We start from the raw sequence: 22,800 nt of genomic DNA on the forward strand, positions 1-22,800 counted from the left end.
TAGAAAAACACTATCCTTTTAGAGGATAGTGTTTTTTCATTACTATATTTTTGACTGGCTATTTACATAGATTTGATCTTTGCCACGTTTTTTTGCTTCATAGAGTGCCATATCTGCGAGGTGGAATAACTCTTGGAAAGAGGTAATTTTCCCTTTTTGATTATCTGCTACACCCATACTAATCGTAATTGAGTAGGACTTGCCGCTAGACTTTATTTCCAAATTACGTATAGCTTCGGCAATTTGAATAGCTTTGTTCTTCCCTTCTTCAAGGGACCTGCCTTTTGTAATGATGACAAATTCATCTCCACCAAATCGCCCAATCATTTCATCTTTCTGCATGAGACCTTCACAAGTTTTGCTAACAAGTTTAATGACTTCATCACCAAATAAATGTCCATGCTCATCGTTGTACAATTTAAAATCATCTATATCAAATAAAATACAAACAATATTTTCTTGTTTGTTAGTCACATTATTTAATAGTTCACTAACCTTGCTCTCCAAATAATTACGATTGTATACCCCTGTTAAAAAATCAGTATTTGCCTTCTTTTCAATGGTTCTAAGGCTATGCTTCACTTCAAGCTTTAAAGCAGTTAATGCAACTTCTCTTTCATTTATATCTTCCAACAGTTTAATATATTCTTTTTGCACGATATATCCTTTTTGTATATCCTTCATTAGTTCACAAAGCTTCATTCTCTCTTCTTGAATGTTCTTTAATAGATACAAATCATTATAACTTTCGACAAGTTGTTTCGAAATCGTATAAGCATTAAATGCATCCTCAAATAATTCTAACTTTGTGTGCCATAAACCTAGTAAATGAAAGTATTGGGATTTTTCCCTTATAAATGAATCTAAAATGTTGGTACGAATAATCTCATCCATTATTCTTCTAGACTCTACAAATTTATGAAGCCCAATATAGGCTTTAGCCATATTTAACACAACTCTTATTTCCAAGATTTCACTTTTAGGTTGATGTAACTTTGCCATTTCTAATCCAAGTTTGGCCATTTCTAATGCTTGATCAAAATTTTCATCCACTATATATAAGTGACTTAAATTGCTATAGGCATTGCTTACGATATTATATTTCAGCGTTTTTTCGCCTAATTCAATCGTGCGATGTAGCGTTTCTTCTGCCTTTTTATAATCCTTTTGAAACTCATATAATAAGAATCTCACATTATAAAAACTTAACCAATCCACATCATCTCCGTATTGTAAACATACTTCACTATATGCATCAATACTATGAAAAGCAGCTTCTATATCTCCAATACAATAAAAAGATGCTGCTTTATTTAAATGAGCAATTAAAACGGATTTAAAATCGTTAAACGCTAGCCCAAGTTTTAAAAGCTCCTGACTTGATTCAATCGCATCTTTATACTTTCCTTCTGCCCTTAGTGAGGTAACACGTTGTTGTAGTAATTTTAATTCCTCTAACTTCATACTATACACCTGACTCTAACTTGTTAATGGAAATTCCAACATACAATACTTTTAGTATATAACAAAATGAAAAATTAGGAGGTTTTAGTTCCTTTTATTAAAAAGCGTTTGAATAAATTCCTCATAATAGAATAATATAGATGGTGCTGATGATTTAGATTTATGAAGGCAGCAAGAGCAAGATTCGCATTTTGATAGTCTACTGATTGAGCGGCTTCAATTTTTGATCGTTTATTAAATTTTAGAATTTAGGAGAATAAAATGAAACTCTATTACACTTTACCGTTGCTACTAGCTGGATTAGTCGCATTATCCGGATGTTCATCATCCACTACGGAACAACCAGTTGAAGAGATTGAACAACAAGCTAGTAAAAAAACAGACTCTTCTAATTCGGAAGAAACATCTGAGGAAAGTACAGAAGAAAAAGATTCTACGGAAATGGTAGAAACAACTACCGCTGACATTCAATTTGTTGAAACCAATTTTGAATGTATCTCATTTGTTCTACCAGAAAATGCAGAGCCGATTGATGTAGGAGAGCAACCTCTTCCAGTTCTTGCGGTTTACTTGAATCCAACAACAAAAGCAAACTTAAATGTCGTTGCTGAAGAGCTGCCTGAACCGATGAATGTAGAGGAATACATTGACTATGTAATTGAAATTACAGGTGAAGAATTCGTAAGTAACAAAACGTATGAATCTAATGATCTTCAGTGGAATGAAACAATCAGTGTGATTGATATTGGCACAGGTGATGCTCACCTCGTACAACGAACAATCATCCACGATGATATAGCTTATATATTCTCATTTTCTGCAAGAGCCGAAACAGTTGATAGTGATATTGAAATTTTTGACCACATTACTTCTTCCGTTACTATTATTGAATAAATCGGTACCTGTCACCCAAACAATTCGAAATATTCGGAATTGTTTGTGTACCTGGTACTCACACAATAATGGCATCTTCATCTATGGATAACATATAATTAACTAGTAAGAAGAGTCGTAAAGGAGCCGATCATATGATTATTGTTACTACTGAAAAAATACCAAATTATGAAGTAAAAGAAGTGTTAGGACCAGTTTTTGGACTAACTGTACGAGCAAGAGGTCTTGGAAAAGATATTGTAGCCTCATTAAAGGGGCTAATTGGTGGGGAAATTAATCAATACACTGAAATGCTTGAGGACGCTAGAAAACAAGCAATTGACCGCATGGTTCAAAATGCAACAACAATGGGGGCCAATGCGATTATTATGATGCGCTTTGACTCAGGAGAAATCGGCCAAAACATGAGTGAAATTATCGCTTATGGTACTGCGGTTATTGTAGAAAAGGTATAAGCTATGGAATGGATTTTCGGAATTTACGGTATCTCGTTTATAGTCTTTCTTATTTTAGCTTTTGGCTCTTGGTTCATTTGGGACCAACGTTTCTCCAAAAAACATGGACAACAAGTACCGCCTGGATTTAGGAGAACAAATGAAGTCTCAATCGATCCAACAACTAAGAAAAGATTGGTAGTTTACTTTAACCCAGAAACTGGCGAGCGATTCTATAAAGAAGATTAAAAAAACGGTGCCAGGTACAGAAACAATTCCGAATATTCAGAATTATTTCTGTACCTGGCACTCGAACAATTTTATCTTCTAGTATTAAACATACTTAACAACGAGCCTACTTGCCTCATTATATTAATCCCTTGTGTAATCGTTCCCATATGACCTGCTAGGGTGTTTAATTGCTCTGGTAACCTGGATGGAGGACGTCGATTTTGAGGTTGATTTGGTCCTGCCATCGGAGGCTGATTTGGCCCCGGCATGCCATTGGGATGAAAATACGCTTCATCCTGCCTTCTCATCTGATTTTGGTAGTATAATTCTTCTTGCCTTCTTCTATGGTCAGGATACATATACCCTTCCCCTTGCCTTCTCATTTGATTAGGGTAAGGATACGCTTCTTCTTGCCTTCTCTGATTTGGATAAAAGTACGCTTCATTTGGTCTTCTCATTTCATTCGGATAAAAATATGCCTCATCTTGTCTTCTCATTGGAGGAACAGGTCCGGGTCCCCCCCTTTGTGAATACATTGGAGAACGTGGTCCACCATAAGGATCTCGAGGATAAAATACCATTCATTCACCACCTATCCAAATAAACTAATCTTCAAAGTAGTATATGGTCTTATTCTCTAATAACTTAGACGTTTGAATAGTTTACATATAAATTATCTAACTCAACATCCCCTACAAAATTCGAGTTATGCCACCTTCGACAAGAATAAAGTACTAATTGCGACTTTTGATTATGATTTTCATAACATTATCGTCAACCCAGTTTACAAAAAACTAAGTTAATAGATTCAGTAAATATACAATTAATAAAGATTTGCTAAATTTATGCACCTACGCATAAATTTTATATCCTAATAATAATAATTTATTTACTATATTCGACAAATCCTTTGAGTACAATAACGCTATCGTATACTAAGTTGACATAAAACATTCCATCTATTGTAATATACTTCTTTTTAAAACCCCTTAAGATTTCAATCGCTCATCTATATAACCTATTTTCAAATAATAAATAGATAAAAGCCCCTAAATTACCCACAAGAACTATACGATAACTATCTTGTCAATCCAGTTGACAGAATAATATAAAGCTAGTACTAATAAAGCAAACTCTTATCCATGTTTTTCATTCTTACTAGTCTTTTTTATATCTATCTTAGTAAAACATCCATTTTCAGTTACTTTTATCGACAAAACGATAACAAGCCAACCCTACTTCCGTAAACCAAGTTGACAAAAAACCCTTTTTTGGAACATTCATATTCTATGTTAGAAGCGATTTTATTTTCTAATCCTCCAATGGTTTGTGAGTTTCGATGTGTATAAAATTCTGTTGCATTCTTTATCATTATTCGACTTGAATATGAATAAGGAAATCTAAAATAGCACGCTACCTCCTCTATTAGAGGGGCATTTCAGACCTTTTCAACAGCTCTTTGTTCCATTAAAAATTTCTTTACCAAACTTATCCTACTCCTTAAAATTAGTGTATTAATATAAAGGGAGCTCATTTATGGAAAAAGGGTTAATAATAGTACTTAATGGCGTTTCAAGTTCAGGTAAATCATCGTTAGCTCACGAATTAACAAAATTACTGCCAGACTTTTTTACTTTTAGTATTGATAACTATGACATCGTGATCGATAAAATGGAAGATCGGGAAAATGAACGACTAATCCCCATTGAAACAGAATATTTCTATCATAAAAATGTAGCAATGTTTGCAGACAGAGGAGTTAATTTAATACTCGATCAAATCATCCATGACACTAAAACAATGCATACATTTTATGAAACCTTAAGTGAATATACTATTCTTTTCGTAGGCGTACATTGTTCGCCTGAAGAACTAACCCGAAGAGAGCTATTAAGAGGTGATCGCCACATCGGATTAGCAATCTCACAACTTGAATTTGTCCATAAGCAAGAAGTATATGATATTGAAGTAAATACAGAACAACAACCTTTGTCAGTATGTGCTAACCTCATTGTAAATCGATTAAATAACGCCGTTCCGTTTACAGGTTTTCGCCAATCTCTTGCAAATAATAATAAAAACGCCAAGCTTCTTTAAAAATGAAGCTTGGCGTTCTATTATTGCTGACATTCTAATTCTTGATACTCTTGCATGTATCGGCCATTTTCTTCTATTTACTTCAGTAACAGTTGATCAATCCATTGTTGAACTTTTAACCCCTCTTCAAACGAAACTGTTAATACTTCATCTCCATTATTTAATCCATGACACGCATCAATTAGTGACAATGGTTTTGATTCCGGTATTACTTGAATTGCCTCTTCTCCCTCTTCACTTACCCAAAGCTCTGACCAGTTGCGAATCGTCATTACTTTTGTTGTGCCGAATACTTTAAACGCAAGTCTTTCTTTTTGCCCGATTCCTGATAATCCATTCAATAAAACGGGAACACCAGATTCCGTTTTCGCTAACGCTGTCACACCTGTTTCACATAATTCTTCGTTTTCTGGATATGTTATCTCATGAGATTGAATCTCTAAATCCCCAAACAGATGATGCATCAATTGCAAGTAATGTGGGAACACCTCTCGAATAAATCCACCTTGTTCACGTGTTCCGATCCATGGATTTTGTTGCCAAGGACGTGGCCAAACAGGAAAATATGTATGTAGTTCTACACGTACAATTTTACCCAAATCTTCATTAGCAATTGATTCCTTCAACTTTTGAACAACGGGACTATACATCATTGGAAAATGCATCGCTGTATGTACATTTGCTTCTGCAGCTGAATGAACCATTTTCTCTCCATCTTCGGTATTATGAGCAAGCGGCTTTTCAGAAAGAATGTTTAAACCGAAACTTGCTGCTTGTTCTGCTAAACTAGCATGGCTCACAGGAGGTGTACCAATATAAACCCAATCCGGTTTCATCTTAAATAGTTCTTCTACATTTTGTACGACTGGTAACTTATATTTAGATGCTACTTCTTCTAGTCTTGTTTTATTACCATCATAAATTGCTAGAATTTCACTTGCTTCATTATTTAGTAACTGATTAATAATTCTCTCCCCTACAACACCTACTCCAATTAGTGCAAACGATGTTTTTCTCATATAACGTTCCCCTTTGTCTTACTTGTATTTTTCATAAACATATAAAACTATTTATCTTATTATGTTGCTTATTAACAAATCTTTCTATCATTATTCTAATAATTCCAATTAAAAAAACTAAATATTTAATTATGTTGAAAGCGTTTGCAATTTTGTCGAAAGTGTGGCATAGTAGATTCATAGGGAAAATTGTCGAAAACATAAACATCCCTATAATGGCAAAGTGAAGCAAAATATATAATTATGGGGGAAATAATTATGATATATGCAAATCCAAATACAGAAGGTTCTTTAGTTCAATTTAAAGAACAATATCAAAACTTTATTGGTGGCGAATGGGTAGCACCAGTTAAAGGTCAATATTTAGAAGTAATCTCACCAGTGACAGGTAAAGTATTTACAACTGTACCTCGTTCTTCTGCTGAAGACGTTGAGTTAGCACTTGATGCAGCTCATGCAGCAAAAGATGCTTGGGGTAAAACAACAGTTGCTTACCGCGCACAAATTTTAAATAAAATCGCAGATCGTATTGAAGAAAACTTAGAAATGATCGCTGTTGCAGAAACTTGGGATAATGGTAAAGCAGTTCGCGAAACATTAAATGCAGACTTACCATTAATCGTGGATCACTTCCGTTACTTCGCAGGTGTAATCCGTGCACAAGAAGGCGGCATCAGTGAAATCAGTGGTGATACTGTAGCTTATCACTTCAATGAGCCACTAGGTGTAGTTGGACAAATTATTCCTTGGAACTTCCCATTATTAATGGCTGCTTGGAAAATCGCTCCAGCATTAGCTGCAGGTAACTGTATCGTAATGAAACCAGCTGAGCAAACACCAGCTTCAATGTCTGTATTAATCGAGTTAATCCAAGATTTACTACCAAAAGGTGTTTTAAACATAGTTCAAGGTACTGGTCTTGAAGTTGGTAAACCACTTGCAACTAACCCACGTATCGCGAAAATCGCGTTTACTGGTTCAACTGCAGTAGGTCGCTCAATTATGCAATATGCAACTGAAAACATTATTCCTGTAACATTAGAACTTGGTGGTAAATCACCAAACATCTTCTTCCCAGATATTATGGATCAAGACGATGAGTTCTTAGATAAAGCAATTGAAGGTTTTGTATTATTCGCTCTTAACTCAGGTGAAATTTGTACAGCTCCAACTCGTGCATTAGTACATGAGTCAATCTATGACAAATTCATGGAAAGAGTTATGGAACGTATTAAAGCGATTAAAATTGGTAACCCATTAGACACTGAAACAATGATGGGTGCTCAAGCTTCAAAACAACAATTAGATAAAATCTTATCTTACATTGAAATCGGTAAAGAAGAAGGCGCTGAACTTTTAATCGGTGGTCACCGTAACGAATTAGAAGGTGAACTTGCGGAAGGTTACTATGTAGCTCCAACTGTATTCAAAGGTACAAACAACATGCGTATCTTCCAAGAAGAAATTTTTGGTCCAGTATTATCAGTAACTACATTCAAAGACTTTGACGAAGCAATCGAAATCGCAAACGATACAGTATATGGTTTAGGTGCTGGTGTATGGACTCGTAATGGCGAACTTGCTTACCGTGCTGGTCGTGCTGTACAAGCTGGTCGTGTTTGGACAAACACTTACCACCAATACCCTGCTCACGCAGCATTCGGTGGTTACAAACAATCAGGTATCGGTCGTGAAAACCACTTAATGATGCTTTCTCACTACCAACAAACAAAATGTATCCTAGTTGGTTACAACAAAGGATCAATGGGCTTCTTCTAAGATGGGAAAAGTCATTGCGACAGAAGCAGCTACAAAACTAATTCAACAGTTGCAAGCACAACATGGTGAGCTCATTTTCGTTCACTCTGAAGGTTGCTGTGATGGAACTTCACCCATTTGTATGACAAAGGGTGACTTCTATCTCGGTAGCCGAGATGAACAAATTGGTGAAGTTGCTGGTGTGCCCTACTATATGCACAACTCAAACTTTTCCTACTGGAAACACTTGCAGATCGTCATTGATGTGTCAGACGGGATGGGAAATTCCTTTTCTCTCGAAAGTACGGAGAATAAATCCTTTATCATCGGTGCGAAAGCACTTCAAGACTAACAAAAACCTTCCACTCAATTGGGTGGAAGGTTTTTTGTTTAGATCTGCACGGGCATTATACAATACACGCCATTTCTAATCTTACTTCTTTATTCTTCACATCATCATTCGTGTATGACATTGTATTAAACCCAATGATCTCAAAACCGTTTTTCAAATAAAATTGGATTGCTGAAAAATTGGATGTTTGCGTTTCTAACGTAATAAGTCGAACTCCTAGTTTGACCGCCCGTTCCTTAGCCTTTTCTATTAATCTAGTACCAATTCCATTTTTCTTAAACTCTTGCTTTACATACAAATCATGAAGCAATAAAGTATTGTTCCACTCCATTTTTTGAATGACCATAATTGCAGCTTCTTCCCCATTGATTTCTGCAACATAAACTTCCGCTCCCTCTTTATATGGCTCAAAGATCTCTTCTTCTAGCTCTTTTACAAAGGGTGTTTCAAAGTTCTCTTCCACTAAGGAAAAGTTCCAACCTTTATCGGTTCTTCCATATATGATTTCGTAATATTTCTGTGAAGTGTATTGATAAGAAACCTTTTTTCCTGCAGGATAATCTTCTTTATATATTTGTCGAATCGATAGCATTGACTCGCCCCCAATCTAGTAATCACTTTACACTTTCCCAATTTTCAGTCTATTATAATGAGGACAAGATTCATAGTGGGAAAGAAGAGTACATAAGTCAAAGTCGTTAGGAGAATCCCAATGAGTTATCCTCGAAATTATATTTTACTATTATTCGGTTTTGGTGTTTCAAACCTTGGCAACTGGATTTACCTGATTGCATTAAACTTAGCTGTTTGGCATTTAACTCATTCACCTGCAGCCGTTGCAGGACTGTACTTAGTTGGACCGATTGCTCGAATATTATGTAGCTTTTTTGCAGGCTCCATTATTGACCGGTCAAATAAGAAACAGATTTTAATATGGACAGATATTATACGAGGGATTATCGTTTGTATCATGCCTTTTATTTCTTCCATTTGGTTAATTTACACATTCATATTTTTTGCAAATATAGCAAGTTCATTTTTCGGTCCAAGTAGTACGTTTATGATTACTAAAATCGTTGAAGAAAAGGATCGTAAACGATTCAATGCGATTAATAGTATTCTTAGTTCAGGTTCCTTTATGATTGGGCCCGCTTTAGGTGGAGCTATTATTATGATGACGAATACGTCCATTGCTATGTGGATTAATGGTATTACCTTCTTCATCTGTGCACTGGCTCTATCATTTTTACCTAATATAGAAACTTCCGAAAGCAATACGAGACAAATGATAACGTTTCAAATACTACGTTCTGATTTTCAACATGTTATCCAGTTCAGCCGCGAACATAAAATATTGCAAACATTTTTTATTGTCTTTTCCATTGCGTTAACGATTACATTCGCCCTTGACTCACAAGAGTTAACCTTTCTAAAAGACCATCTTCATGTGTCCGATTCCATCTATGGAGTTGTTGTCAGTGTTGCAGGTGTTGGGGCAATTTTAGGTGGAGCTGCAGCAGCCATCTATGTTAAAAAGATTTCTCTTGTTTCCTATATAGGTGCTGGATTTTCTATCACATTATTAAGCTACGTTATTTTTTACATGTCTCAAAGCATTATCGTAGCGGTCATTTCATTTGTCGCACTGGGGTTCTTTATGGCATTTTGTAATACTGGTTATGCCACACTCTATCAAAAATCAATCCCTCCAGAAATCATGGGGAGATTCGGTAGCATACTAAACTTATTACAAGGCATTCTACAAATTGTCTTTACATTCGTACTTGGTTTAGTGGCAGAGTGGTATTCTGTACAAGCTATGACAAGTATATTTGCATTTATTGCTCTGTTACTTGCGATCTATCTATATATCCATCTAGTTAAACATAAACCGTATTTCCAATCAGGAGAAGATATGTAATTCTTCTACTCCCCTTCAAATAATAAAACCCTCCAAAACAAAGGAGGGTTTCCTATACTTAATCTTTTATTTTCGTACTTCATTTATGATTTCAATATACTGCAAATCCCCGTACCCGAGCGTAGGGAATAATGTAATTAACTGTTTCACTAATTCTCCAGTCGATAAGTGCTCGTTATTCTTAATAAATTTTGTTACATCATTAGGTTCCGTTTGCATACTCAAGTACAGCTCTACTGCTTGATACATCACCGGTAATAGATTTGCTTTCGGCTTTTGATGGTGAAGAAGTACCTCTTCATACACTCCACGATAATTGCCTAATTGAAGCTCCGTTTGACTTACTTTAAATTCATCATCTCGGAAAGTGTTTAAAAATACTCTCCCTGTATATTGCGCCTGTTCTAAATAAGCCAATATTGTTAGCAAGTTCATCTGACAAAATACATCTTCTCCAAACCATAAGACAATGTAGTTATATTGTTTATGAAACAGTGGAGTTAATGAGTCTATCACTAACTCGGTATAATGCCGAGTAGTGTCGTGGTGGCCAGCAGCACGAATTCGAATAAATTCATCGTCAAAGATTTGTCTCGTCGTTGGATGAACACACATTGCTTCATTAAAAGGAACGTAATCCGAATTTCCCATGAGCTTTTTAGTCTTAAACTCTTCATACATCATCTGACCGTTTAAAATATTTAAGACATCCTCATCAAATAATTCACCATTTGATCTTTGCAGTAGTTTGACTTCATTCATTACATCCACTCTTTCGGCACTCTCCCTTTGGTTAACAATAATTTTCACAAATGACTGTCATTTGCTGTATATATTCTTTCATAAACTACACCTCTAATTTAATTATAATGAGATGTTTTCTAGTTTATTTGATAATTGTTGTGATTTCTAATAAGAAAGCGCCATTCTCTCTGCTTGGAATGGCACTTCACCGTTTACCTCATTCTCGGAAGTTTTATTTTAATAATAAACCACTTACCCTCTAACTTCGCATCCATTTTCCCATTCATCTTCTCAACTAATTTCTTCGATAAATATAGTCCTAACCCGCTTCGATTCATAATCTACTTTATATATTTTCGTCATACAATGACCTCCATAGATAAAAGGTTGCGTAGGCCTGCCAACCTTTCCAACCTGCAGCATAACCTTCTATTTCTTCAATCGACGGTTTCTTCTCAAGACCTAATACATTTTTAAGACCATTATGAAGTCCTACATCCGCTATTGGGAAAGCAGTCGCTTCATGTAAGCATTTCATCAATACATAATCTGCTGTCCATGCCCCAATTCCTCGGATTGACATTAATGATTTTTTCATTTCATTATAATCTTCTCTCTGTAGCAATAATTCTTTCGAAAGTTTACGAGTTACCATTTCTTTAGCAATGCCAATGATATATTCTGCCTTCCTTGTAGAAATTTGAAGTTTCGTTAGATCTTCTACAGACAAAGTTGCAATCTCCTCAAAGGAAGGAAAGACCCAGAATTCATCTCCTTCGAAAGTAATCGATTCCCCAAATTGTTCAACAAACCGTTTCTTTAATGTATAAGCAAATGTTAAATTAATTTGCTGTCCCATTACTGCCCACACAAGTGCCTCAAACAAATCTGGAATGCACATAATCCGCAAACCCTCATATTTTTGGACAAGCATCTTTAACACTTTATCACGACTTGCTAATCGATAAAATTCCCCTAAATCCTGATCCAAGTCAAACCATTCCCAAACGTACTCTCCTACTTTTTTACGCTCTACAATAGAGGGAGGCCCTAAAGGAAACTCAACTTTTATACTTTCATCAACATTTTTCAATGTGAATAAAACCAAAGAATCATTCACTTTTAATAGTTTGTACACTACTCCCTCTTTAATTTGATGTAGGATTTCATGATTAGCCCTCCCTAAAAAGACTAAGCATTCCTCAAAATTAAATTCCTGGGGAGGACAAATTTCAATATACGATTTGTGATCAATCCAATTCATTTCGGAATTCCTTTCTTTAAAAGCTTCCTTATATTTGAATTCATTTTAGCAAGTAACTCACACGAATTGCATCCTTATTCTTGTTCTTACGTTTTGTTTAATCCATCATTCCGGTTACACTCGAATTAACATCACAATTATTGTAAATGTTACTAACATTTGTTTACAAATAAACTAACATTATATTATTATGTTTATGGAGGTGATAATTTGAAATTTCAAAATATATCAACAAAAGAGTTAGTGAAGGGCTATCAGTTACAGGATTCTGAATATCACTGTCTATTTTGTAGCGAATCCTATCACACCGATGAAATTTACCCCTATGAAGATAAGCTATTAACTGCTGAAGGAAGAATGAAAAAACATATTTTAACTGCCCACGAATCCTCTTTTCACGCCATCATTCAATTAGACAAAAAAACGACTGGACTAACTGACGTGCAAGTCGAAATGCTACAACATTTCTATGAGCAAATACCTGACCTGGAAATAGTAAACAGAAGTAGTGTAAAAAGTATTTCTACTGTAAGGCAGCACCGCTTCAAATTACGGGAAAAGGAGCGACAAGCTAAGATGTTCTTAGCACTGATGCAATTAATTAATGATCCCGAAAAATACAAGATTCATAAAGGAGCAAAACAAGTGGATGAACGTTATAGTATCGACCGAGAGGAAAGAGAAAAGGTTCTAAATACGTATTTTAAAAATGGTTTAGACGGTGGTATTGACTTAATTCCAAGTAAAGAGAAGAAAAAGTTAATCATTCTTCAACATATTTTAAAGCGATTTGAAATAGGAAAAACATACAATGAAAAAGAAGTAAATGAAATTTTAAAAACAGTCAACGCGGATTTTGTATCATTACGACGTCATCTAGTAGAGTATGGCTTTATAGACCGGAGTAATGATGGTTCTTCTTATTGGGTTAAAGAATAAAAAAGAAATTGTACCATCTTGAGAAAAGGAATTCCAAACTGTCATATAGAATAGTAGTGTTGCAAACTTACTTAAAGGAGTAACTACATGTTCTTAAATGCAAAATTAGAAACGGATCGGTTGATCATCCGCCCGTACAAAATTGAAGACATTGACCAAACCTATGCCGTTGTAAGTGAAAAAGATTTCTATCAGTATATACCAGAGGAAATTCCAGATCGAGAAGGCGTTCGGAAGATTATTGAGTGGTCAATTACTCAGAATCAGAAGAATACAGCTGATAAAATCTACAAATTTAATCTCGCTATCATTCACAAAGAGGATGGCAAAATTATAGGTTACTGCGGGCTTGGACCGGATGACTTAGGAATGGGCGAAACGGAGATTTATTACGGAATTTCTTCTCAGTATAGAAAGCAAGGGCTTGCCCTCGAAGCAGCAAAAGCTACTTTGGAATATGGCTTTGAAGTTATTGGATTAAAAAAGATAATGGCTTTTGCGGATTATAGAAACCTTCCTTCCCTGAAAATATTAGAAAATCTCGGGATGAAGTACCACTTCAGAATTAGCCACCTTCAAGAAGAGTTAAGCGATTTTGAGGGTCAGTGCTATTATTCGCTTACAGCCGAAGAGTATCTTAAATCGTTGTAATCCTAATTGCAGGAGATTCATCTGATCACAAATCTCCTGCTCATACCTTTTCTACCCGTTTATTTTCTTCATTTGATACTGTTCAGTAGAGACCTTTAACCCCTGCTCTATAAAGTAATTAGATACCGGATTAGACGCAGAGAAATTAATCGTTGTAATATTCACAGGTTCAGTTGTAATACTCGCAATAAATTTAGGAATGTACTCCACTTTCTCTTTATCTAACAACTCTAATTGATGAAAAACGATTCGATCTAATTTCTTTTCATCATTCCAAACTCTTCGATAAATTGCATATCCTAACGGCTTATCTACATCATTATAAAACACCTTAGCTTCACCTTGTTTTGCACTTTGCCAACCGCATTGCCATGGCACATCTTCTTTATAAAACGATAATCCTGAAAGCTGTTCTGGTCGGATTAAGTCATCTTTTATCCCAAGAGAGCCGCTTACTTCTGGCTTATATTCACCTGATATAAACAATAAATGATCAGTAATCTCATAACCATACTTTTCATACAGTTTTATTGCTCGTTCATTTTCTTTAATTACTTCAAGGGTCGCAACTTCAACATTCTCTTGCTTATAAATTTCTAATGTTTCTTCCATAATAGCTCTCGAAACGCCTTTTCCACGATAGTCCGTTGCAACACCTGTACCGCCATTCCAAGCAATCTTTTTGCCATCCACCTGTCTAAACCCATTCAAAACGATTCCTACAGGGTTGTTTTCGTCAAAAGCAACAATTGATTGGCTTGGAGATAAACCTTCTCCTACAAGTCGATTTAGAAATGCCTCTGCATTTAATTTTATCTGGACAAAATAACCTTCAAATCCCTCATTCCAGGCTGTTAGCACATCATCCAAAGTACATTGAGCCAACTTTTTAATGTTCATTCTCTTTTCCCCAATTCTATGAATATGTCTTACAAAACTAGCAAATTCTATATTAAAATGCCGAATTCCTTCTGCTTAAGTATGTAATACAAAGTTTTTTATATCCCAATGTACTTCTCATTTACAATTATCATAGAATAAAAAGCGACAGTTCTTTATGAACTGTCACGCTTCTTTTTTACGTTTAACATATTTACTAATGACACCCACTATTTGTTCAATAGCTTCCTTCGATTGTTCGGTTAGTTCCTCAAACTTAAATGCAATCGATTGAGCATTTAAATTTATATTAAGACCCGCATTCGTATCCCTACGGAATGCTAATATAGCCTCAAGCTCTGTTCTTAAATCATCTGGCAGTAAGCGTCGATCAAATCGCCAATTCACCAAATTTGGTTCTAGCTGTGTAGAATTAATCCCCTCATATTGTATAGCCCCAACACGTATTGCTCGATCTTCGAGAAGCTCATGGTCTAAAAATAATTGAATGGATTCTTTGTTTTTTGCATTTTCAGGATATAAGCCTGCTTCCCTTGCTTTTTCTCGAATGTAATTGAAAAGTGGTGTGATTTGAAATTCATTCCATACTTCGTACATATCCATTCCCCCTTTGTTTGATTAAAAAATAAGTTGTTAATCTTTTATATATGTTCGTTTTTTCGTCACAATTACCCTTTAATGAAAAAAAATTTTTATATTAATAGCAATTATCATATGAAATTACGATGATAATATTCTTTAAACTGAGTTTTCAATAATAATTAATCAAATAAACAAAAAGAGAAAACACTGTAATTCGTGCTCTCTCTTCCATTTTTCTACTTTTCAACGGGTTCATTTAATTTTTCTAATTCTCTACCTAATAATTTTGCTAATTCCAACATACCAAATTTTTGTTCTAATTCTTCCGCGTCTGAATTGTAGTTTGTATTTGTATTAACGTCGTACGTATATACAGTTCCTTCTGCATCAACGATAAACTCAATTCCTGCGACATCAATGTCGTTCCCTTTTAAGAACTGTTTATATTTTCCAATAAGTTCCGTACGAGGATTGTCGTATATACGGAATTTCAATAGATCTTTTGGTTCTTCACCAACTGGGCAGTATAAGTCGCCGATTTGACAAGCATCTGCAGGACATAATTCAAAACCTTCCGATGTATCAACTCGTACTGAGTAAATATATTCGCCACCAACAAACTCTACACGAGTAATCGATGAATCAGGTGATTGAACATATTCTTGTACAAGTGTGATTCCATCAACAGAATCTTCAAAAGTCGGTTTATCTAGATGTTCTTGAAGTGCTTCTAGTGAAAAGAACAATTGAACACCTAACCCTTTTCCAGCACGGTTATGTTTCGTAATGAAAGGAACTTTATTCAACGCTTTAGCCGCTTCCATAATCTGCTCTTTCCCAACAGCTGCAACAGTTTTCGGAACGCGTATTCCGTATTTTTCTAATTGTGTATATTGTTTCACTTTACTAACCTCAAGGCGTAATGCATTGCTACCATTTAACACTTTTCGCCCATAGAACTCTAACCAATCAATAACAGCCGTCGCTAGTTCTGGAGCAAATCGATGGTTACGTGTATGCGATGAGGCACTCATTCGATTATAAAAAATACCTTCAGGTGGAGCTTCATTTAAATTTACAATGCCCTCGTCTAAATGCCAAGATTCATAAGGGATATTTAGTTCATCTAATCTTTTTGTTAAATGCACAGTCCAATCATCATTTTCGTGAATGATATAAACTTTTTTCGTCATCATTAAATCACCTCGTATTTCCATCATATCTTATCTTATTAATCATATCAATTTAATAAACATTAAATTTAATCAACAAAAAAACTCTGTAGTTGTAATGAACTACAGAGTAAAAATAGGTGCTACTCTAATGGCGCTTTGTGTTACAAAGTATAACAATTCAATTATTGCTGTTCTTCTACAATTTGTTCAACTTCGTCTAATTGTTGCTTAATTGTTTCTAGGTGATCTTTATTTTGTTCGACCATGTCTAGATGTTCATTATGCTCCAATGCATTTTGAAATGCATTTTCCGCGTGTTCGATGGAATTAAAAGCATGTTCGATGGCGATCTCCTGTGGATGGGACATCGCTTGTTTTACCGCGCGCTCTGCTCTTTGAACAGAGTTTCCAAACAAAGTACTTGGATGATCCTGTTTCCAACTTCCACTTGAATGTTTCGGTTTCGTCAATTGCCTCATCCCTTCATTATCATTTTCTTGACTTACTATGGTTAGTATTCAGTGAATGATATCGAAATATGTAATGACGATTTAGCCAATACTTAGCGGAATGAACAATTGATTCTTGTACATAGTTTTAGTTGTTGGATTCATACTATTCATAGTTAATTTAACCGAGGATTTAATTAAAAACCATACCAAAAGATCAGATGTTTAGCAAAATTTACTCTAAATTGTCATTCATCCAACCCATAAAGTTTTTAAGTAAAAATTCTTTCCCCACTTCGTTGTAAACAACCTTTTGATATTCGCGACCATTAAAGCTTCTCGCTATACTTTCAATGCCATATCCTTCAGAGTTTTCATTAGTAACCGTATTCGTTTTGCCCTCTTCATCAACCATTTCACTTAGTATTCCAAGTTCTTTAAGCTTTTTATTAATCATTTGGCCAGTTAATTTTTTACTAACTTGAGGATCGATGACTTTGTTGATTGCTTTTGCAAATTCATTAATACCTATCTTTCCAGTAGGAAGTTTTACGCTCTCAAGTTGTTCTTCAGTTATAACGAATTTTTTAGGTTTAACAGGCGGAAGAGTTTTTTGTTCAATTTGAGTTGTCAGATGATCTACGAGGAAATAAAACGATCGTAAAATTTTCGGGTTATTTAAGAAACTTTCATCATGGATTGGTATACCTGATAGTGGATTTTCACCATTTGCTAGTTTTTCTATTAATCTTTTGGATTCTAAAAGCTTTTGAGTATCTGTGGTCATTTTTCACCTCTCCAATTTCCATAATGGACGCAATATATATGGCTGTATTGTATTTTCAGAATAAGTAAAGAAGTCTTCTGGCAAGGTCCCAATGATGACTTTAAATTCTCCTTCTTCATAACGAACAAGGTAACTTCTTTCTTGGTCAGTTTCTTCCGAGAAGTAAAGTTTTTTAAACTCGTCAATATGTTTATTTGTAATCCTACAATTGTATAAGTTTGTTGTCTTATAACCATCTTTTGTTCTCAATACGTAAACACCAAAACCTTCCTGTTCATCGATGATTAGTTCATCATCTTCGTGAGCATCTTCTATCTCACTAGCACAATTAAAGAAATGATCTCTGTTCCATTTAAAATATCTATTATAGTTGTAACCGCAACGAGGACATTTGATAATAACTTCATCAGTACGATAATAATAATCCGCAATCGCCATCAAGCTACATTTAGGACATGTTACATCTTCTATAATTGAGCCCAATACATATTACCTCCTACATTTTTTCAAATGATACGTACATTATTAGTTTGGATTAACAGTTTGAGTGGGGAAGGGGAAGTATTGAAGTGAAGGTAATTCTATTTTATTTCCTTTACTGTTTTTGTCAAATTGCTCATATTTCTCATTTAATTGGAAAAGTTAATTTTTAGCACCTCAAAAGATGAAAGTGGAATTTTCGATAGGCTTTCAAATCCTTTGGTGGAACAAAAAAATATTTTCACAGTCTTTTCGCATATGAAAGGTTAGTTTATATGGCTCTATAGGGTTGATATCGGAAATTTACTATCCATATCATAAAAACACAAAATAATTATAGAAATCAAAATGTTGGAATATTATTAAGTTATTATTTTTTTGCTCTTCATTATTAGAGAAAAAAAAGCCGAATCCCTTTATTATTGGATTCGACCTACTTTCTCTATCAATTTCAATGTCTTGCAACCTATATTACGGACAAGTTTTTCAAGTCTTTTTACCTACTGTTAAATTATTCAAATAAAGGAACTTTTGTGCTAAAATAAAATTGTAATAGTTTTTGGGCTCAAGGGTGGTTGGCTCACTCCAGTAGAAAGGAGTGATGCCATGACAGTCTCAGAAGCACTAATGTTGGCAATTTCATTTTCAACATTAGTCATCGCGATCCTGTCTTTTAACGTAAAAAAATAACCCACCTTTGAGTTGGTAGCTCAGATGGGTTAGGTAATACCTTCTTTTCTGGAGCCAATCCCTTGTTGGGACCGACTATTGCAAGGACTGTTTGATGTTGCAGCATCAAGCAGTCTCTTTTATTATTTATGTTGTTAACCTAATTATACTAATTTTCGACAGATTTAACAAGATTGTATCCCCAATGCATATTGTATGCACTTGGATTACAATACATTCCATATATTTTACTCTTTTTCTTAATTTTCTCTTAAACTACTCATCCAGAGTGAAAAATAGCTAATTTATTCTTCTGAATGCTCCTCCCTTTTGTAAACGATGATTAGTTACTTCAACAATATGTGCCACAAATCGATCTTTCTTTTTCCATTTCATTACTTTCTTTGCAGGATCCATTCCGAATTCTGAAACGATGTCTTTTAACTGATCTACTTCTAATTGGTTTAGTGAATCAAGAAGTGTACCTTCTCCATGTTCTTCTAAAATCGTTTCTGGGTTGAAAAGCGCAGCATTTCGTCTACGTGTTTTCCTTTTAGAAGTAACGCTTGGAAGAGCGGTATTCGCATGTTCAGTTGGGTTTGCTGCAGAAAGTTCTCCAGCCCCTCTGCCGCCCCACCCTCTACTAGTTTGATGTGGCTTTTTCTCATTTGCATTGAAAATCCCCCTAATCTTCTTTGCAAATTCATGATTCGCATTTACTTCTTGCACAATAATTTTAAATAGTTGTTCCAACTGTGTTTCAATTTTCATTTCGTTCATACCTCTCTACGATTTCATTTGCTAGGTTATAGAAAGCATCGAATTGACCACCATACCCCCATTTCTGTCGGAATGTTGCATATTCCATTGTGAAGTCTGCTGCACTTGCCATTTGGTTGTTTTCTTTAAATACTGCATTAAACAAAGGAGCGTCGATCTCTCTTTGAAGTTTTGCACGATTTGTTTGATGTACATTGGAATTTTCCTTAAATTTTGTAATTACAATCCCTAATGTTTCTATTGGATAGCTAATCTCCCATGCAAAATCGTTCACACGATTAATAATTTGCGGAATGCCATATGTAGAAAGAACATCAGGGATCGTTGGAATAATATAACCATTTGCAATGCGTAGCCCATTAAGTGTGATTAAACCTAAATTTGGCGGACAGTCAATAATAATATAATCGTAGTGATTGAAAATAGGCTGGATGCCTTTTCTTAAAATGTCATATGGATGATTCGTATAAAATCTTCCTCTTGGAATTCTTGTTAAATCGTCTTGAAGGTTAATTAAATCGAGGCTTGAAGGGATTAAATCTAAATTCATAACGGACAAAATATTAGATACATTCCGTTGAAGTGTTCTGTTCAAGTCAAATGTGAACTCTTCTGGATGAAGTGCACTTTCAAATAGCCTTGCTAACGTGTAGCCATTATCATTTAAGTCCTTCCACCGATGTTCTCCGATCAACATCGTCGTACCATTGGTTTGAGGGTCAAGGTCTATGAAAAGTACCTTCTTCTTAAATTCCGATGACAACATCTCTGCTAGCCCTACACTAGTCGTCGTTTTCGCTACTCCACCCTTTAAATTAATGACTGGTATTACAATCGCCAAATAATCAGATCCCCTTTCAAAGCAATGTCTCTATTAATATATGGCTAGATTCAAAGACTATGTATAATCGAAAATCTCGTTTTTCTTGTGGAATTACTATCAGTTTTAAAGGATACCTGTGATAAACGGAGAATATGTAATACATTAAACAGATTATGGTCGGATTCTCTAAGACATGCAAGAAAGCTTAAACGAGAAGTTAAACTTTGAATGTTTGGGGTGTTTAGGTGAAATATTTTGCGATTTCGTTCATTGCAGGTGTGTTTTTATTTCTGTATATTATTTTCCCAATTATGGATGCCTTAGAGGTTCCAAGACCCTTTGAATTTCTTGGAATATTTATTGCTCAAAACCCATTTTGGATCGGTGTTTTCGGTTCATTATTAATATTAATTTTTCTAGTTTTTTTATATAAGCTGATTAAGAGAAGGAAGTACGTTTAGTTATAGGATTACAATAAAAAAGTCGAATCCATAAAGGATCCGACTTTTTCTATTTTAATCTCCCACTTCCCCAAGTGTTTACGGAAACGGATGAGGTTTTAAATTTAACTCTACTCCGTCCGATAATCTTTGTAGTCTCTCCGACTCTAAAAGCGCTTCTTTTTCATATGGTAAAATTAATAAACTCGGAGTAACCACTCTCAAACTGACTAAATTTAATTCTCGAATATCAACTGTTGTTAAATCTTTATAATAAATATCCGTTTGACTCGCGACAGACTGAATCATCTCTGTAAACGTATATTCTTGTTCAATTGATTCAAAATTCTTCACTTCTATTTCAGGGCTAATTACTTCTGATAACACACTGTCATCAAACCCTTTGAAATAGTAATAAGTAGATCCTTCTTTCGACATGTCTAAGTCAGAATTTGAATGATAGACACTCTTTTCTTGCAATGTGACGTATCCACTAATCGCTTCTTCAATCGACTTTTTAATAGCTTTACTTAATTTTCGGTTCGTTGATGCTGTCATATAAAAACCTATTGAATCATTCGCCTTAATTACAGTCAATATTGTAAAGGATTTTATTTCTGGTTGAGATATATCATAAATCCGAAGCGAGTAATTCATATTTTCCATTGACTGTATTAATTTATTTAGTTTCTTAGTTTTTAAACTATCTAATGAAATTTCATAGTTTACTTTTCTCAATAACCATGAAAGCATAAATGCATCTTTTTCTATACATTCATTCAAAGCATTTTCAAACGCAGCGTCAAAACATGGCCCAGATGCTAAACCTGTTGATACAACATCTCGAAACCTTTTGTATTGATTTGGTATTAACAAGTAAACCGTTTCGATAGGTAAATAAACTGTATCACCTGTCATATAGTTGTTGGCTAGAACCCAATTATGTTCACTATTCTTATTATACTGTTCAAACTTGTCTTGATTTGCATATTGCTCATTTGTATATCGATTGAAATGTAGTGGCGGAATGCATGGATAGTCCAAATCATTAATTGGTCGCTTTACAATATCTATTGGGTTCATAATTCCAGCACAATAGCGCTCGATCGCTTCCCCTACTGCATGGGATTTCGCTACATGGTAATCCATAGAAAATCCTGTTCCTGGAAAGATCCTTTGACCACTTTTTTGTTTAATTATGGCCATATATCGATGAAATTGGTTGTTCATCATACTTATAGGAACACTTTCTATCGTATGGATTAGCTTTTCTTGATACTTTTTAGAACCGTTTACATGATTCATCATTAGCACCCCTTTTGCTTTGAAATAGATTTGCCCAAAAACAAGCGACCTCTTTTCTTCAGTCAATCAACATGGCTTTTGCGATAAATAGACAGGACCCATAAATAAACTACCGTCTGCTATACCAAATTGAATCAACGGTACGTTTATTTCCCTTGATAGTTCTGATACTTCATTAAAGAAAATAGTCTCATAGTCAAAATCAAATGCAATAATGATATCTACTTTAAAATTCGTTTTTTCGATGTTTTCTATATGATTAACTCGTATATCGTGAGCAAAATTCTCACTACTAATACATTGCTGTATTTCTTCTGAAAGGTTTTTAGTTATAATTAATACACTTTTATCCTCTTTCGAATGGAACTTATTGAGTAGACCTTGAGTAAAAAGTTTATTTAAGGTGTTGTTAATTAGTGAAATTGACTTTTCTGATAATGTTTCAATATTCTTTTCGTTATTTAACTTTGAAGCAAATCCACTTGTTCTTACCTTATTATATGAAGTTACTTTTGATCGGAATATTACATTACCAGATTCAATTTTTCTCTCTTGAAGTTTTGCAAACATACTCATCCCTCCATTTCTTATAGGAACACTTGATTTTATCTTTATGCAAATTATTGAAATCAATTCATCTAC

At 34.7% G+C, this 22,800-nt stretch carries 25 protein-coding genes and 1 pseudogene; 10 read left to right on the top strand and 16 right to left on the bottom strand.

Annotation, left to right across the window (positions count from 1 at the left end):
- Positions 1-42: 42 nt before the first annotated feature.
- A complete protein-coding gene (locus tag CRO45_RS16350; protein WP_097150699.1) occupies positions 43-1,464 on the bottom strand; it encodes a tetratricopeptide repeat-containing diguanylate cyclase in 1,422 nt (473 codons plus the stop codon).
- A gap of 261 nt (positions 1,465-1,725) precedes the next feature.
- Between CRO45_RS16350 and CRO45_RS16355 the strand changes: the two genes are divergently transcribed.
- From CRO45_RS16355 to CRO45_RS16365, 3 genes are all read left to right on the top strand, one after another.
- Complete coding sequence (locus tag CRO45_RS16355; protein WP_097150700.1) at positions 1,726-2,358, top strand: hypothetical protein; 633 nt, start codon at positions 1,726-1,728, stop codon at positions 2,356-2,358.
- 134 nt (positions 2,359-2,492) lie between these two features.
- Entirely contained in the window at positions 2,493-2,813 is a 321-nt protein-coding gene (locus tag CRO45_RS16360; RefSeq protein ID WP_097150701.1) for a YbjQ family protein, read from the top strand.
- 3 nt (positions 2,814-2,816) lie between these two features.
- On the top strand, positions 2,817-3,041 hold the full coding sequence (locus CRO45_RS16365) for a hypothetical protein (RefSeq protein WP_097150702.1): 225 nt from the start codon (positions 2,817-2,819) through the stop codon (positions 3,039-3,041).
- 71 nt (positions 3,042-3,112) lie between these two features.
- On the opposite strand, the gene CRO45_RS16370 is transcribed toward CRO45_RS16365, so the two are convergent.
- Entirely contained in the window at positions 3,113-3,604 is a 492-nt protein-coding gene (locus CRO45_RS16370) for a hypothetical protein (protein WP_097150703.1), read from the bottom strand.
- A 955-nt stretch (positions 3,605-4,559) separates the two neighbouring features.
- On the opposite strand from CRO45_RS16370, the gene CRO45_RS16375 reads away from it, so the two are divergent.
- Positions 4,560-5,120: a chloramphenicol phosphotransferase CPT family protein gene (locus tag CRO45_RS16375; protein ID WP_097150704.1), complete on the top strand. Its 561-nt coding sequence runs from the start codon at positions 4,560-4,562 to the stop codon at positions 5,118-5,120.
- Positions 5,121-5,197: 77 nt separating this feature from the next.
- Here the strand turns inward: CRO45_RS16375 and CRO45_RS16380 are convergent, their stop codons facing one another.
- On the bottom strand, positions 5,198-6,139 hold the full coding sequence (locus tag CRO45_RS16380) for a Gfo/Idh/MocA family protein (RefSeq protein WP_097150705.1): 942 nt from the start codon (positions 6,137-6,139) through the stop codon (positions 5,198-5,200).
- Between the two features lie 258 nt (positions 6,140-6,397).
- Between CRO45_RS16380 and exaC the strand changes: the two genes are divergently transcribed.
- Positions 6,398-7,918 carry an acetaldehyde dehydrogenase ExaC gene (gene exaC, locus CRO45_RS16385; protein WP_097150706.1) on the top strand — a complete coding sequence of 507 codons (1,521 nt, stop codon included), beginning with the start codon at positions 6,398-6,400 and terminating at the stop codon, positions 7,916-7,918.
- Between the two features lies 1 nt (position 7,919).
- The gene (locus CRO45_RS16390; protein ID WP_097150707.1) at positions 7,920-8,249 is read left to right on the top strand and encodes a DUF779 domain-containing protein; all 330 of its coding nucleotides are present in this window, start codon (positions 7,920-7,922) and stop codon (positions 8,247-8,249) included.
- A gap of 55 nt (positions 8,250-8,304) precedes the next feature.
- On the opposite strand, the gene CRO45_RS16395 is transcribed toward CRO45_RS16390, so the two are convergent.
- Positions 8,305-8,841, bottom strand: a complete 537-nt coding sequence (locus CRO45_RS16395) for a GNAT family N-acetyltransferase (RefSeq protein ID WP_097150708.1) — start codon at positions 8,839-8,841, stop codon at positions 8,305-8,307.
- A 120-nt stretch (positions 8,842-8,961) separates the two neighbouring features.
- Between CRO45_RS16395 and CRO45_RS16400 the strand changes: the two genes are divergently transcribed.
- Entirely contained in the window at positions 8,962-10,170 is a 1,209-nt protein-coding gene (locus CRO45_RS16400) for an MFS transporter (RefSeq protein WP_097150709.1), read from the top strand.
- 66 nt (positions 10,171-10,236) lie between these two features.
- Here CRO45_RS16400 and CRO45_RS16405 read toward each other — a convergent pair.
- Positions 10,237-10,989 (bottom strand): annotated as a pseudogene (locus CRO45_RS16405) (AraC family transcriptional regulator); the annotation flags it as partial.
- Between the two features lie 271 nt (positions 10,990-11,260).
- Positions 11,261-12,178, bottom strand: a complete 918-nt coding sequence (locus CRO45_RS16415; protein ID WP_097150711.1) for a DNA-3-methyladenine glycosylase family protein — start codon at positions 12,176-12,178, stop codon at positions 11,261-11,263.
- A gap of 210 nt (positions 12,179-12,388) precedes the next feature.
- On the opposite strand from CRO45_RS16415, the gene CRO45_RS16420 reads away from it, so the two are divergent.
- A complete protein-coding gene (locus tag CRO45_RS16420) occupies positions 12,389-13,117 on the top strand; it encodes a DUF2087 domain-containing protein (protein WP_097150712.1) in 729 nt (242 codons plus the stop codon).
- 87 nt (positions 13,118-13,204) lie between these two features.
- Positions 13,205-13,768: a GNAT family N-acetyltransferase gene (locus CRO45_RS16425; RefSeq protein ID WP_097150713.1), complete on the top strand. Its 564-nt coding sequence runs from the start codon at positions 13,205-13,207 to the stop codon at positions 13,766-13,768.
- A gap of 51 nt (positions 13,769-13,819) precedes the next feature.
- Here CRO45_RS16425 and CRO45_RS16430 read toward each other — a convergent pair whose 3' ends face one another.
- From CRO45_RS16430 to CRO45_RS16455, 6 genes are all read right to left on the bottom strand, one after another.
- Entirely contained in the window at positions 13,820-14,668 is an 849-nt protein-coding gene (locus CRO45_RS16430; protein ID WP_097150714.1) for a GNAT family N-acetyltransferase, read from the bottom strand.
- 165 nt (positions 14,669-14,833) lie between these two features.
- Positions 14,834-15,265: a hypothetical protein gene (locus CRO45_RS16435; RefSeq protein ID WP_235864632.1), complete on the bottom strand. Its 432-nt coding sequence runs from the start codon at positions 15,263-15,265 to the stop codon at positions 14,834-14,836.
- Between the two features lie 221 nt (positions 15,266-15,486).
- The gene (locus CRO45_RS16440; RefSeq protein ID WP_097150716.1) at positions 15,487-16,443 is read right to left on the bottom strand and encodes an ATP-grasp domain-containing protein; all 957 of its coding nucleotides are present in this window, start codon (positions 16,441-16,443) and stop codon (positions 15,487-15,489) included.
- Positions 16,444-16,607: 164 nt separating this feature from the next.
- A complete protein-coding gene (locus CRO45_RS16445; protein WP_235864633.1) occupies positions 16,608-16,895 on the bottom strand; it encodes a DUF2564 family protein in 288 nt (95 codons plus the stop codon).
- A 214-nt stretch (positions 16,896-17,109) separates the two neighbouring features.
- A complete protein-coding gene (locus CRO45_RS16450; RefSeq protein ID WP_097150718.1) occupies positions 17,110-17,661 on the bottom strand; it encodes a hypothetical protein in 552 nt (183 codons plus the stop codon).
- A gap of 3 nt (positions 17,662-17,664) precedes the next feature.
- Positions 17,665-18,144 carry a hypothetical protein gene (locus CRO45_RS16455; RefSeq protein WP_097150719.1) on the bottom strand — a complete coding sequence of 160 codons (480 nt, stop codon included), beginning with the start codon at positions 18,142-18,144 and terminating at the stop codon, positions 17,665-17,667.
- Positions 18,145-18,747: 603 nt separating this feature from the next.
- Here CRO45_RS16455 and CRO45_RS20470 point away from each other — a divergent pair.
- Positions 18,748-18,831 (top strand): putative holin-like toxin, encoded by an 84-nt coding sequence (locus CRO45_RS20470; protein ID WP_408056607.1) that lies wholly within the window; start codon positions 18,748-18,750, stop codon positions 18,829-18,831.
- Between the two features lie 279 nt (positions 18,832-19,110).
- Here the strand turns inward: CRO45_RS20470 and CRO45_RS16460 are convergent, their stop codons facing one another.
- The 4 genes from CRO45_RS16460 to CRO45_RS16480 form a co-directional block, all read right to left on the bottom strand.
- Entirely contained in the window at positions 19,111-19,581 is a 471-nt protein-coding gene (locus tag CRO45_RS16460) for a hypothetical protein (protein ID WP_097150720.1), read from the bottom strand.
- Complete coding sequence (locus tag CRO45_RS16465; protein WP_097150721.1) at positions 19,571-20,431, bottom strand: ParA family protein; 861 nt, start codon at positions 20,429-20,431, stop codon at positions 19,571-19,573. Before CRO45_RS16465 ends, CRO45_RS16460 begins: the two co-directional genes overlap by 11 nt.
- Before the next feature lie 521 nt (positions 20,432-20,952).
- The gene (locus CRO45_RS16475; protein ID WP_170949531.1) at positions 20,953-22,158 is read right to left on the bottom strand and encodes a YcaO-like family protein; all 1,206 of its coding nucleotides are present in this window, start codon (positions 22,156-22,158) and stop codon (positions 20,953-20,955) included.
- Between the two features lie 66 nt (positions 22,159-22,224).
- Positions 22,225-22,728: a hypothetical protein gene (locus CRO45_RS16480; protein WP_097150724.1), complete on the bottom strand. Its 504-nt coding sequence runs from the start codon at positions 22,726-22,728 to the stop codon at positions 22,225-22,227.
- Between the last annotated feature and the right edge of the window lie 72 nt (positions 22,729-22,800).

It is taken from the genome of Ureibacillus acetophenoni, assembly GCF_900220965.1.
In the GTDB taxonomy this organism is placed as follows: domain Bacteria; phylum Bacillota; class Bacilli; order Bacillales_A; family Planococcaceae; genus Ureibacillus; species Ureibacillus acetophenoni.

What these genes read in the sequence shown, in the direction of transcription:
- CRO45_RS16395 (WP_097150708.1), bottom strand. Translation starts at nt 8,841, where the DNA reads ATGCTATCGATTCGACAAATATATAAAGAAGATTATCCTGCAGGAAAA.
- CRO45_RS16450 (WP_097150718.1), bottom strand. Translation starts at nt 17,661, where the DNA reads ATGACCACAGATACTCAAAAGCTTTTAGAATCCAAAAGATTAATAGAA.
- CRO45_RS16430 (WP_097150714.1), bottom strand. Translation starts at nt 14,668, where the DNA reads ATGAACATTAAAAAGTTGGCTCAATGTACTTTGGATGATGTGCTAACA.
- CRO45_RS16380 (WP_097150705.1), bottom strand. Translation starts at nt 6,139, where the DNA reads ATGAGAAAAACATCGTTTGCACTAATTGGAGTAGGTGTTGTAGGGGAG.
- CRO45_RS16415 (WP_097150711.1), bottom strand. Translation starts at nt 12,178, where the DNA reads ATGAATTGGATTGATCACAAATCGTATATTGAAATTTGTCCTCCCCAG.
- CRO45_RS16375 (WP_097150704.1), top strand. Translation starts at nt 4,560, where the DNA reads ATGGAAAAAGGGTTAATAATAGTACTTAATGGCGTTTCAAGTTCAGGT.
- CRO45_RS16475 (WP_170949531.1), bottom strand. Translation starts at nt 22,158, where the DNA reads ATGAATCATGTAAACGGTTCTAAAAAGTATCAAGAAAAGCTAATCCAT.
- exaC (WP_097150706.1), top strand. Translation starts at nt 6,398, where the DNA reads ATGATATATGCAAATCCAAATACAGAAGGTTCTTTAGTTCAATTTAAA.
- CRO45_RS16355 (WP_097150700.1), top strand. Translation starts at nt 1,726, where the DNA reads ATGAAACTCTATTACACTTTACCGTTGCTACTAGCTGGATTAGTCGCA.
- CRO45_RS20470 (WP_408056607.1), top strand. Translation starts at nt 18,748, where the DNA reads ATGACAGTCTCAGAAGCACTAATGTTGGCAATTTCATTTTCAACATTA.
- CRO45_RS16360 (WP_097150701.1), top strand. Translation starts at nt 2,493, where the DNA reads ATGATTATTGTTACTACTGAAAAAATACCAAATTATGAAGTAAAAGAA.
- CRO45_RS16370 (WP_097150703.1), bottom strand. Translation starts at nt 3,604, where the DNA reads ATGGTATTTTATCCTCGAGATCCTTATGGTGGACCACGTTCTCCAATG.
- CRO45_RS16365 (WP_097150702.1), top strand. Translation starts at nt 2,817, where the DNA reads ATGGAATGGATTTTCGGAATTTACGGTATCTCGTTTATAGTCTTTCTT.
- CRO45_RS16350 (WP_097150699.1), bottom strand. Translation starts at nt 1,464, where the DNA reads ATGAAGTTAGAGGAATTAAAATTACTACAACAACGTGTTACCTCACTA.
- CRO45_RS16480 (WP_097150724.1), bottom strand. Translation starts at nt 22,728, where the DNA reads ATGTTTGCAAAACTTCAAGAGAGAAAAATTGAATCTGGTAATGTAATA.
- CRO45_RS16440 (WP_097150716.1), bottom strand. Translation starts at nt 16,443, where the DNA reads ATGACGAAAAAAGTTTATATCATTCACGAAAATGATGATTGGACTGTG.
- CRO45_RS16400 (WP_097150709.1), top strand. Translation starts at nt 8,962, where the DNA reads ATGAGTTATCCTCGAAATTATATTTTACTATTATTCGGTTTTGGTGTT.
- CRO45_RS16390 (WP_097150707.1), top strand. Translation starts at nt 7,920, where the DNA reads ATGGGAAAAGTCATTGCGACAGAAGCAGCTACAAAACTAATTCAACAG.
- CRO45_RS16435 (WP_235864632.1), bottom strand. Translation starts at nt 15,265, where the DNA reads ATGTACGAAGTATGGAATGAATTTCAAATCACACCACTTTTCAATTAC.
- CRO45_RS16425 (WP_097150713.1), top strand. Translation starts at nt 13,205, where the DNA reads ATGTTCTTAAATGCAAAATTAGAAACGGATCGGTTGATCATCCGCCCG.
- CRO45_RS16460 (WP_097150720.1), bottom strand. Translation starts at nt 19,581, where the DNA reads ATGAAAATTGAAACACAGTTGGAACAACTATTTAAAATTATTGTGCAA.